Source organism: Bacteroides xylanisolvens XB1A, from assembly GCF_000210075.1.
GTDB classification, from domain to species: Bacteria; Bacteroidota; Bacteroidia; order Bacteroidales; family Bacteroidaceae; genus Bacteroides; species Bacteroides xylanisolvens.
In genome coordinates, this window is record NC_021017.1 from 5319801 (window position 1) to 5331050 (window position 11250).

The 11250-nt window shown below is 42.5% G+C and carries 11 protein-coding genes and 1 pseudogene; 4 read left to right on the top strand and 8 right to left on the bottom strand.

The window, feature by feature from the left end:
* Both BXY_RS20805 and BXY_RS20810 read left to right on the top strand, forming a co-directional pair.
* The coding region (locus BXY_RS20805) for a hypothetical protein (protein WP_208946884.1) at positions 1–228 on the top strand (228 nt) is incomplete at its 5' end.
* A gap of 23 nt (positions 229–251) precedes the next feature.
* Positions 252–509, top strand: coding sequence for a hypothetical protein (locus tag BXY_RS20810; RefSeq protein ID WP_225450302.1), 258 nt, complete (start codon positions 252–254; stop codon positions 507–509).
* On the opposite strand, the gene BXY_RS20815 is transcribed toward BXY_RS20810, so the two are convergent.
* The 5 genes from BXY_RS20815 to BXY_RS20835 form a co-directional block, all read right to left on the bottom strand.
* Positions 446–2020 (bottom strand): DUF3352 domain-containing protein, encoded by a 1575-nt coding sequence (locus BXY_RS20815; protein ID WP_015532882.1) that lies wholly within the window; start codon positions 2018–2020, stop codon positions 446–448. The genes BXY_RS20810 and BXY_RS20815 overlap by 64 nt on opposite strands.
* Before the next feature lie 83 nt (positions 2021–2103).
* Positions 2104–2862, bottom strand: coding sequence for an MBL fold metallo-hydrolase (locus tag BXY_RS20820; RefSeq protein ID WP_134993472.1), 759 nt, complete (start codon positions 2860–2862; stop codon positions 2104–2106).
* A gap of 10 nt (positions 2863–2872) precedes the next feature.
* Positions 2873–3865: a UDP-N-acetylmuramate dehydrogenase gene (gene murB / locus BXY_RS20825; protein WP_015532883.1), complete on the bottom strand. Its 993-nt coding sequence runs from the start codon at positions 3863–3865 to the stop codon at positions 2873–2875.
* A gap of 101 nt (positions 3866–3966) precedes the next feature.
* Complete coding sequence (locus tag BXY_RS20830; RefSeq protein ID WP_004313653.1) at positions 3967–4815, bottom strand: DUF4348 domain-containing protein; 849 nt, start codon at positions 4813–4815, stop codon at positions 3967–3969.
* Positions 4815–5768 (bottom strand): NAD-dependent epimerase/dehydratase family protein, encoded by a 954-nt coding sequence (locus BXY_RS20835; RefSeq protein WP_004313654.1) that lies wholly within the window; start codon positions 5766–5768, stop codon positions 4815–4817. Before BXY_RS20835 ends, BXY_RS20830 begins: the two co-directional genes overlap by 1 nt.
* 136 nt (positions 5769–5904) lie before the next feature.
* Between BXY_RS20835 and kbl the strand changes: the two genes are divergently transcribed.
* Positions 5905–7098, top strand: a complete 1194-nt coding sequence (kbl, locus tag BXY_RS20840; protein ID WP_004313655.1) for a glycine C-acetyltransferase — start codon at positions 5905–5907, stop codon at positions 7096–7098.
* Between the two features lie 171 nt (positions 7099–7269).
* Positions 7270–7677, top strand: coding sequence for a DUF2721 domain-containing protein (locus tag BXY_RS20845; RefSeq protein ID WP_008025474.1), 408 nt, complete (start codon positions 7270–7272; stop codon positions 7675–7677).
* 33 nt (positions 7678–7710) lie between these two features.
* On the opposite strand, the gene BXY_RS20850 is transcribed toward BXY_RS20845, so the two are convergent.
* The 3 genes and pseudogenes from BXY_RS20850 to BXY_RS20860 form a co-directional block, all read right to left on the bottom strand.
* A complete protein-coding gene (locus BXY_RS20850; protein ID WP_015532884.1) occupies positions 7711–9975 on the bottom strand; it encodes an ATP-binding protein in 2265 nt (754 codons plus the stop codon).
* Between the two features lie 153 nt (positions 9976–10128).
* A complete protein-coding gene (locus BXY_RS20855) occupies positions 10129–10608 on the bottom strand; it encodes a ferritin (protein ID WP_004304025.1) in 480 nt (159 codons plus the stop codon).
* A 142-nt stretch (positions 10609–10750) separates the two neighbouring features.
* Positions 10751–11250, bottom strand: a pseudogene (locus BXY_RS20860) (diaminopimelate decarboxylase); the annotation flags it as partial.

Here is an 11250-nt window from a genome sequence, read left to right on the forward strand (position 1 = left end):
AAACTCCATCGGGAGTTTTTTTTATCTCCTTTTCTCCCGAAAAAAAACAAATCTTTTTCTTCTTCTTTTTCATCTTCAGAAGAAGAAGTTTTTTTATTTATTTCTTTGTTTATAATGGGGGATGAATTTTTCTGTATATTTTACGTATTTTCTGTGAATTTTTCTGTATATTTTACAGATTCAAATGTTAAAATCACTCATAATAAGCTGACCATAGGACTATTATAAGCACACATATAAAAACGGCAAAAATGCAAAAAGAAAAAAAACAAAAAGGCGTTTCTCCAAAAGCAGAACGCACACAAAAAAGTATGGGTCAATGGAGCAAAAAAAACGATAAACAGCATCTTGAAAATGTATGGAGGAAGCAGGCAAAGTTTATGGATAATCCAGCCAAAAGCTATGGAGGTTTTCAGAAAAATGATCGCAGACAAACGATGATTTTTTATTCTGATTTATATTTCAAAACAATATTAGGATATACCATTCCGTCTGCACAGGCAAACTGAACAAAGAGGGTGAAATGACGGAAGAAGTCGGCGTTGCGCAGAAAGAAATCCGGTACAAAACGAACGTGATTTTCTGATTGTTGGAATATGTGGTCGAAATCCGCCATCAGCATAAAATGGTAGGAATCGGACAAATGATCCATGCCTGTCTGATAGGCCATCGCTCCATTGAGCACCTCACCTTTATCCAGTTGGCGAATATAATGCGCGAGAGCATCCGCATCAGGAGCGAGCAACAAGCGCCCGCCATAGAAGGCTGCATATACATCCAAGGTTGGTTCCGCAAAACTGGTTAGTTGTTCAAACAATGTTGTTTGAGGTAACCGATAGATAGGATATGCTTTATTTACAGTATAACAAAAAGTTATACGCGGATTTCTTCTTCCTTCGTCCGCCGAAGCGGCATTAACAAGGGCACGAAGCATTCGCTCGGCTTCCGTTACATCTGCCACCGACAGGCTCAAGACTGCCGCTGCACCCTGCAAAGTATCTTCACGCTGAAAGAGACAGGCAACCAAATCCTGCCCGGCATTTTCCATCAGATAGCGTGAAAACTCTTTATCCCTATTTTGCACTTCACTCGTGCGGGCAGGCACGCTCTGTCCTTGGGCATTTCCATAAGAAAGTAGAGACACCCAGTCCGTAATCCCTTGCCTGCTAAAATAGAAAGCAGTAGACGGTAACACTTCTCCCGGAAATCCCTTGACGGATTGTTGCTGGCGAAGCTGGTTTATAAACGCAAAGCAAGTGTCTGCATCGTGAGTGATGCCGGAGAAATAGATGAAATCATCTTTCATTTTCATGTCAAATTCCGTCCATCCCATCATCCCTTGCATACGGGTATAGATGGTAGCGGCCGCCGCACTTTTTTTCGGAGCACGTATTCCTGTAAAGGTAGAATCATCAGCCAACGATTTTCCACTTTTATACGCATCAATAACGTTTTCAATCAGTTTTTTCTGAAAGCTCAATGCCATAAAATCGGATGTCAGATAGCAGGCAAGAAAATCACCGTCCGCCATGGGATAAATAATTATCTCTTCTCCTTTGTAAATAAACGTTTTCGGCGGATAAAGTGAGGATATATATTTGCGTACAAATCTGTTTACCAACTCCTTATCTCCATTTCCCAATCTGCAATAGAGCACTTGATTACGTTCGTTATCCGGCTCGTGGAAACTAATCAACATTTGATTCATTTGCCGGCTTAAACCGTGGGGAGTATCTTCTGAAAGGGCGTAAAGACTCTGTTTCAGATAAGAAAAGAGTTTGGATACATAAAGATATTGCTGATTTTTACTACAAGTCAGCTCATCGACTTCTGCTACAAATTCGAGCACGTCATCAGTAACGAATACTGCTAAAGTTGTGGATGGCACCAGTTCATAAAGATTAAAGTCTTTCTGCCCTTCAGCTGCTGACAGTCTAAAAAAAGAGTACAATGCGAAACCTGAGCACAAAAGTACAACAGAAGATGTGATCGCTATTTTCACTATCGTACGAAGTTTCATAATATTCGCTGTTTATCGGCTAGGTGCAAAAATAATAATTTCTACAAAGAAAACAAAACTTTTGCTAAAAATTTCACCGATATTCAAACATAGATATCCAATCCGTCGAACGCCAAGTGAATATTTTCCGGAAGGTTCTTTTCAACCTCCGCATGCAAGCCCATATCATGACTCATGTGTATAAAGTATGTCTTCTTTGCCTGAATACGCCGGGCCACCGCCAATGCTTCTTCCAAATTTTGGTGAGTAGGATGCGAGGCGATCCGAAGCGCATTCATTATCAAAACATCTATTCCTGCCAATTGTTCATAGGATTCTTCGGGCATGGTCAACATATCAGTGATATACCCCAACTGCCCGATACGATACCCCAGAATCGGCAGTCGGCCATGCATCACACGCAGAGGAAGCACTTCCGTGTGGTTTACAGCAAAGGATTGCCCCACCGAAATTTCCTGTAAAGGAATATCGGGAACACCCGGATAACGATGATCGACAAAGCAATAGGGCATACGCAAACGCAATCCCTGCGCTACATAATCTTCCGCATAAATAGGCACGGAACCGAACCGGCAAAACGGACGTAAATCGTCCAGTCCGCCTACATGGTCATAATGTTCGTGCGTAATGAGCACACCATCTATCCTCTCAAAAGGGAGATGTAATACCTGTGTCCGGAAATCGGGACCACAATCTATCAGAATCCGCGCGTCATCTGTCTCCACAATAGCAGAGGCACGCAATCGATTATCTTTCGGATCGGAAGAAGTACAAACCGGACATGTACAGCCGATTTGAGGTACTCCCGTCGATGTTCCACTTCCTATAATTCTTACTTTCACTTGTTTATTCTCAATTTATAAAGTTGACTTCCGGATGGATATCAATACCGAACTTCTCACGAACAGAAGCTCGGACCGCATCTGAAAGTGCAATAATATCACTACCTTTTGCTCCGCCACGATTCACCAGCACCAGTGCTTGTTTATCATGCACAGCAGCCGGTCCCAAGGCTTTTCCTTTCCAACCACATTGGTCAATCATCCACCCTGCCGGAATTTTTACGCGGCCGTCGGCCAGCTCATAGTAAGGTATGCGGGGATATTCCTGTTGCAAGGCTTCCAGTTTTTCTTTCGGCACAATGGGGTTCATAAAGAAACTGCCGGCATTACCCATCACTTTCGGATCGGGCAGCTTGCTCTCGCGAATAGCAATAATCACTTTCCGGACAACAGAAAGTGTCAACGACGGATATTTTTCAAGCTCCTGACGAATGGTGCCATAGTCTAATGTATAATGTTCTTCTTTACTTAGCCGGAAACGGACATAAGTAACAAAAGCCGATTTGTTTTCCGAACGCTTAAAAATACTGTTGCGATAGGTATATCCACATTCACCAACTGAATAAACGCGTTCTTCAGCTTGAATGTTCACTGTTTCCACAGCCGTTATCAGATCTTTTACCTCAACGCCATAGGCTCCGATATTCTGTACTGCACTTGCCCCCACCTCACCGGGAATCAGCGACAGGTTCTCCGCTCCATACCATCCATGCTCTACACAATAAGCTACAAAGTCATCCCATACCACCCCTGCTCCCACTCGCACTGATACAGAGTGAGCATCTTCTTCCGTCACTTCGATTCCTTCAATGCGGGAATGCAATATCAACCCGTCGTAATCTTTGGTAAACAACAGGTTACTGCCACCACCAATATGCAAAAAAGGTGTCGTAACGGCACCTTGCACAATCAGCTTCTTCAGTTCTTCAACCGAAGTGTACTCTAAAAAACGAGCGGCACTGACATCAATACCGAATGTATTGTAGGGTAAAAGAGAATACATATATTTTTAATTATAAGTTATATCATTATTCGTTATAAGCCGGCAAATACTGTTATATCATTAACAGCAAGGCTATTTCTTGTAGCGTATTACTACCTGCATCAAATGCTTGTATCTTCAAACTTATACAATTCCCATTCCCCGGCTTTGCGACGGAAATAGAGGATATTGGAAAAACCATTACCGATACCTTTCAACGCCAGAATTTTCGTTGGCGAATCATCGTCATTCCGCTGCCCGTAATTGATATTAGAAAGACGATCGGCAGGAAGTCCCGGTTTAAAAGCGAACCACTGATTAAGATCGAGGGTGGTCTCCAGAATAGAGAAATCATCGTCCGGATCGGTGGTTACAAAAGCCAGAGGCTCACACACACGCTTACTCTGAAAAAGACTATCTGCGGCAAAGTGTCCGAAAAACTCCACGAAATTTTCATTATCATTTTGCTTAATGGGACGCAGATTAATTGCCTCTAGCATCCATGCACCTTTGATACGCTCAAAATAGTATTTCTTTACCATTCGTGTTTTCACAAACACCCATTCTACCTGTACGGAAGTGAGGGAGGTATCTCCTACTAAATCCATATCTTCTTCTCTATCAAACAGAAGCGTATAATAATGCTGTTTGGTAAACAAGTCATCATGCTTCCAGTTATGCTCCTCGATATTCGTTTTTTTATCTCCATTGTAGTAAGGCAACGGAAATTTCACACGCTGACGCTGCAACACGTCATCGGAAGCAAAATTGTAGATAAAATCATCGAAAGATTCATCTGCCTGTATAGGTTGCGGATCTTCCGGCGATTCATCACAGTGAATAGAATCGGCTACCCGCCGGATAGAATCCACTTCTTTTGTGATAGATGCGAAGGGGTCAATGTTTGTTTTCTTGTTTCCACAAGCACCCAGTATACCGAGCAACATGACCCCTACAATTAGTTTTTTCATTATTTTAGTTTCTCTCTTAACTTTTCAAGCATATCTACCGTCATGCTTTCCAAATCGTAGGCCGGCTTCCAGCCCCACTCTTCACGAGCGCAGGTGTCATCCAGACTATCGGGCCAGCTATCGGCAATGCGCTGTTTCAAAGGATCTATATCATAGATCATCTCAAACTGCGGCACATGCTTCCTGATAGCCTGATAAATCGTCTCCGGGTCGAAACTCATTGAGGCGATATTGAAAGCATTTCGGTGTATCAATTTTGTCGGATCAGCTTCCATCAGCGTAATTGCTGCGTTCAGCGCATCCGGCATGTACATCATATCCATCAAAGTGCCTTGCTTAATGGGGCACACAAATTTTTCTCCTTTCACCGCCGAGTAATAAATATCGACAGCATAATCGGTCGTACCTCCTCCCGGAGGGGTCACATTCGAAATAATGCCCGGAAAACGGACAGCACGTGTATCGACACCATATTTATTAAAATAGTAGTCACTTAGCAGCTCGGTCGTTACCTTGGTGACTCCATACATGGTGCGCGGACGCTGAATAGTGTCCTGCGGTGTTTTCGTATGAGGCGTACTAGCGCCAAACGAACCGATAGAACTCGGAGTAAACACTGCACATCCTTGTTCGCGTGCCACTTCCAATACATTCCATAATCCATCGATACCTATTTTCCAGGCCAGCTTGGGCTTCGACTCGGCAACTACGGACAGCAGAGCAGCCAAATTATAAATTGTATCGATGTGATACTCTTTTACCACAGATGCAATCGCCTCTCCATCCGTTACATCAGCAATTGCTGACGGTCCGGACTCCTTTAATTCCCCTTTAGGCTCTGCACCCGGAATATAACCTGCTACTACATTTGCATTTCCGTAACGTTTACGTAGCTCCATCGTTAGCTCCGACCCTATCTGTCCGGTAGCTCCAATAATCAAAATGTGTTCCATTTTTTCTTCTGACTTAGAATATCAAGCTTAAATAGTGCGCAAAGTAAGCACTTTTTTTTCAGATTTTAATCAAAAAGACATTGTTATTCCAAGAAAAATTGTGTCCTTTGCAATATAACTTAATCACCCAAACACTATGTACGGTAAAATGCAAGAATATCTCTGCCAAACATTGGCTGAAATCAAGGAAGCCGGACTTTATAAAGAAGAACGACTGATTGAAAGTGCGCAGCAAGCTGCCATCACTGTAAAAGGTAAGGAAGTGCTGAACTTCTGCGCAAATAATTACTTAGGATTATCCAATCATCCCCGATTGATTAAGGCTTCGCAGGAAATGATGAACAACCGTGGTTACGGAATGTCGTCCGTCCGCTTCATTTGTGGAACGCAAGATATACACAAAGAACTGGAAGCTGCCATCTCGGAGTATTTCCAAACGGAAGACACGATCTTATACGCCGCTTGCTTCGATGCTAACGGCGGTGTATTCGAACCGCTTTTCTCTGAAGAGGATGCCATCATCTCGGATTCTCTGAATCATGCTTCTATCATTGACGGAGTACGTCTTTGCAAGGCAAAGCGCTACCGTTATGCCAACGCTGACATGAAGGACTTGGAAAGATGTCTGCAAGAAGCGCAGGCACAACGTTTCCGTATTGTTGTGACGGACGGTGTGTTCTCTATGGACGGCAATGTAGCTCCAATGGATCAGATTTGCGATCTTGCCGAGAAATACGATGCACTGGTAATGGTGGACGAGTCACACTCTGCCGGTGTGGTAGGTGCCACAGGGCATGGAGTAAGCGAGTTGTATAAGACTCATGGACGGGTAGATATTTATACCGGAACATTAGGTAAGGCTTTTGGCGGTGCACTGGGAGGTTTCACCACCGGTCGTAAAGAGATTATCGATTTGCTTCGTCAACGTAGCCGCCCGTATCTGTTCTCGAATTCTTTGGCTCCGGGCATCATTGGTGCCAGCCTTGAAGTTTTCAAGATGCTGAAAGAGAGCAATGCATTACATGATAAACTTGTTGAGAATGTAAACTACTTCCGCGATAAGATGACGGCTGCCGGATTTGATATCAAACCGACACAAAGCGCTATCTGTGCCGTTATGTTGTATGACGCGAAGTTGTCCCAGATTTACGCTGCACGTATGCAGGAGGAAGGTATCTATGTGACAGGTTTCTATTATCCGGTAGTGCCGAAAGATCAGGCACGCATCCGTGTGCAAATCTCTGCAGGGCACGAGAAAGCACATCTTGACAAGTGCATCGCTGCCTTTATCAAGGTAGGCAAAGAGCTTAATGTGCTGAAAGCGGAATAACTCCGGGGCAAGTTTTACTTGCAGCATCCATTTTTAGGCACGGATTACACAGATTACGCTGCTGCTTTATGCAAGCATATTTCTAAAACCGTGAAATCCGTGTAACCCGTGCCAAAAAATTCTCTTTTATAAAATGAATTTTGAACCGCTACTTGACTATAAAAAAAGATTATGGAAGAATTGACTCTCACTACTCCTGCCCTACTTTTCTCGGCAGTTTCATTGATATTGCTGGCTTATACCAACCGTTTCTTATCGTATGCCCAACTTGTGCGCCAACTGCGTGACCGCTACATGGAAAACCCTTCGGATATCACTGAAGCGCAAATCGAGAATCTACGGAAACGGTTGAACCTGACCCGTAGGATGCAAGGACTAGGTATTGCAAGCCTTTTTTTCTGTGTAGTCAGCATGTTCCTTATTTATATCGGGCTTCAATTATTCTCTGCTTATGTATTCGGATTGGCATTGATTCTGCTGATAGCTTCTTTAGGCGTATCTTTCCGCGAAATACAGATTTCCACCCGTTCACTGGAGATTTACCTGGGAACGATGGAAAAAGGGAAACACAAGAAATAAGATTGTTCGTATTCCCGTTAAAGTCTATCATTATCAAGATACCACCCGGCAAGGAAGAATAACCGTAAAGCGGCTTCCCTTGCCTACCTCGGACTTGAGTTCGATCTTTCCACCCAGCTTCTCTATAATCACCTGACAAATAGAAAGTCCCAATCCTGCTCCCTGCGAAAATTCGTTTTGTTTGTAGAAACGGCTGAAAATCATCCGTTGTTCTTCTCGTGGAATCCCTCTTCCGGTATCTTCTACATAAATCTGCACATTGCCTTCATCCGGCAGATAACTATATCCTAATTTGATATATCCGGTTTCCGTAAACTTACCGGCATTATTCAGAAAGTTTGTCAGGACTTGTATCAAACGCTCTCTGTCCACATTGATTTCCAAAGGTGTATCATCCACTTCTTTCAGGAATTCCAAATGCGGAGCAATCAGAACCTGATGTGTCATATAGATATCGTCAATCAACTCTCTCACCTTGCATCTCTTGAATGAGAAAGACATATATCCTGATTCGATACGGGAAAGTTCCAAGATATCATTAATCAGTTTGAGTAACAACTCACTGTTCTTGTTAATAGTACTGATGTACTCTTCGCGTTCTGCGGAACTCAATCCATCTTCCAATGCCAGTATATTGGCAAAGCCAACGATTGAATTAAGCGGAGTACGTATCTCATGGCTCATATTTGCGAGAAATGATTGTTTCAATTCCGCCTTTTCAGCCAATAAGCGTGCTGCTTCCAATTCTTCTTCACGATCTTTTATATCCTGTATATTAAGCAACAAACCTGCGGTTTTATATTCGCCTCCGGGTAGCTGTTTGGTGGTATAACGGAACTCCCACCACTGATAGCCTTTGCCGTCGAAGTTACAAAGCTCCTGCACAATCTTTTTATGAGCACTTTTCAGATTTCGCCAGTTGAACTTCACTCCTTCCCAATGGTCGGGATGGATAAAGCTCATGAATTCCTTAAACGAAAGTTGTCTGGGATTTAACCCTTGCGACGCCCAGAATGCATCTTCAAAAACAAAACAACCGTTATCCAATCTCCAGGCATACGTCATTCCACCCTCAATGGCTAATGACAATGTTTCTTTTTCATCAGCCAATGCTATAAGAGCCTGCTTTTTCCTCATCTGTTCCCGAAGGTATAGCCACCACAGAGAAGCGAAAAGAATAATTAGTATAAGAATGAACGATGCGACTGAAATTCCCCACAACAAAGGGTATTTATCACTAAACGGAATATTGATAATACGATATTTAGCAGGAATACTTTCCTTACTCAAACCTATTTGCGTCATTGTATTCCAATCAACAACATATTCTTTCCGGCTTTCAACAATAGGCATGTCCGCCGGACTCGCACCGTGTAATATACGAACGGCTGCTTTCACCTCTTCTTCCACCTGAATAGGCAACGAAGTGATGTATCCACCCAGCAACTTCTCACCAAACCCGAAGGCTTCATTGATGGCTGTCAAGCTGGGACTGCCACAGATGCTTCCAATATTAATGGTAGTATAATCACGTTTCAGCTGAATATAACATTGATCGCGATAGCTTCTGTTCAACACCCACATAAAGGTGGCATCCGAATGATTTCTGGCATTACGCAAAGGAATAGCCATGAAACGAGTATAACCTTCTTCCTGCGTCAAACGTATCTGTTCTTCAGGAGAAAGTTCGGGGTTATCGATGAATCCGGTCACTTTATGACCTTTAAACTGTTCCTTTGCATCTCTTCTGATTTGTTTATCGATATAAGTGGTATCGAGCATGGTAAACAACCGGACGTGTTCACCGAAAAGTTCTTTTGCCACACTGACATTTTCATTAAAGGCGATCTTATCATGGAAACCCGTCACATTAGGATGGCGTTTCAGCAAGCCCCAATTCGGGTAATTGACACCACCAAAGACCACAGGTACTTCTTTGCCCAACTGCACCCCACATTTCATCAATGAATAAGTAGCCTGGTCTTCATTCACCAGAATCACTTCCGGCCGCCAGTCTTTCGAAACGGAATCAACCAGAAAGCGCATTCGTTCCAACTCCGGTTCCTCCCAATAGGACTCGCAATCTAAATAAACGGTACGGATATCAGCATCTATTTTCTCTTTCTCAAATTGCTCCGCTATCATCCGGTTAAATTCCGGATAAGCCGCGTAAGTCTCCTCATAAGAGTGGATAACTAAAATACGCCGTTCCTCTTTTTGAGAACAACTGCTCACCCCAAAAAAGAGCAATAAAAATATAGGGAGCAATCTAAAAATTCCTCTGTTCACACCATTCATTTATAATAATCGGGATTAATTTCTCTCTGACTCTTAATACAAAGGTAGTTTATTTCCAGATACGAGCCAAATAAGTGAAAAAAAAGAAGCTACTTGAAGAAATTTCGAGTAGCTTCTTTCTATATAAAGAACTATTTTTTCAGAGTAGCATCATTAACGCTGTCCCAATTGTGAATCTACAAAGAAAATTCCAGTATCACCGGCTTTCTTGATTTTATCAACAATGCCTTGCGCTGTAGCTTCTTCTTCTACCTGTTCACGAACAAATCCCCACAAGAAATCCTGTGTTGCTTTATCCTTTTCAGCAGCTGCTACGTCTACCAGCTTGTCTACCAATTGAGAAACATGACATTCATGTTTATAAACGTGTTCGAATACTTCGAGAGGTGTACCCCATCCGTTAGGAACAACATCTATTTTATCCACTTTAGCAGTTCCTCCACGTTTGATGATATAATCTGCCATTGCATAAGCATGTCCCATTTCTTCCTGGGATTGTTTTTTCATCCAATGAGCAAAACCACTGAAACCTTCTTTCTCAAAATAGAAAGACATTGCTAAATACAGGTTAGCAGACCACATTTCAGCAGTAATCTGTTCGTTAATTGCATTTTGTAATTTTTCTGAAATCATAATCGTATTTTTTTATTAAGTTGTTAATGTAGTTTCTTTTTGAACTCATTACAAAAATAACACGCTTTCAGTTAAAATTGTTCCATGCACCCTATATTTTTAAACTACATTCACATTTTGATTATAGCAGTTCATTTTTTACTTACACCATTTCGTCGGAAGTATATCCTTTCGGCAGCTCACGACAATTGTATCCAGAAGCCATTATTTCACCGTATGCACCGGCAGAACGAAGGGCGATCAAGTCACCACGCTTCACTTTGTTCAAGTCAATCGCTTTTCCGAAAACGTCTGACGATTCACAAATCGGTCCTACTACATCGTAGGCTTCCAATGGTTCTTCAGAAGTTATATTTTCCATTTTATGGAATGCCTGATACAAGGCCGGACGGATCAGGTCGGTCATACCTGCATCAAGGATGGCAAATTTCTTCCGTGTTCCTTGTTTTACATAGAGGACTTTGGATATCAAAGAACCACACTGACCTACAACAGCACGTCCCAGTTCAAAATGCAATGTCTGATAAGGACGCAATTTCAATTGTCCGGCATAGGTAGCAAAGTAATCCTTGAAATTCGGAACAGCCTGACGGTTTGGGTGTCCGTAATCAATACCCAAACCACCACCTACATTGATATGTT

Coding starts and splice junctions, on each gene's coding strand:
- kbl (WP_004313655.1), top strand. CDS start 5,905: ATGTACGGTAAAATGCAAGAATATCTCTGCCAAACATTGGCTGAAATC.
- BXY_RS20855 (WP_004304025.1), bottom strand. CDS start 10,608: ATGATTTCAGAAAAATTACAAAATGCAATTAACGAACAGATTACTGCT.
- BXY_RS20830 (WP_004313653.1), bottom strand. CDS start 4,815: ATGAAAAAACTAATTGTAGGGGTCATGTTGCTCGGTATACTGGGTGCT.
- BXY_RS20850 (WP_015532884.1), bottom strand. CDS start 9,975: ATGAATGGTGTGAACAGAGGAATTTTTAGATTGCTCCCTATATTTTTA.
- BXY_RS20815 (WP_015532882.1), bottom strand. CDS start 2,020: ATGAAACTTCGTACGATAGTGAAAATAGCGATCACATCTTCTGTTGTA.
- BXY_RS20835 (WP_004313654.1), bottom strand. CDS start 5,768: ATGGAACACATTTTGATTATTGGAGCTACCGGACAGATAGGGTCGGAG.
- BXY_RS20845 (WP_008025474.1), top strand. CDS start 7,270: ATGGAAGAATTGACTCTCACTACTCCTGCCCTACTTTTCTCGGCAGTT.
- BXY_RS20810 (WP_225450302.1), top strand. CDS start 252: ATGCAAAAAGAAAAAAAACAAAAAGGCGTTTCTCCAAAAGCAGAACGC.
- murB (WP_015532883.1), bottom strand. CDS start 3,865: ATGTATTCTCTTTTACCCTACAATACATTCGGTATTGATGTCAGTGCC.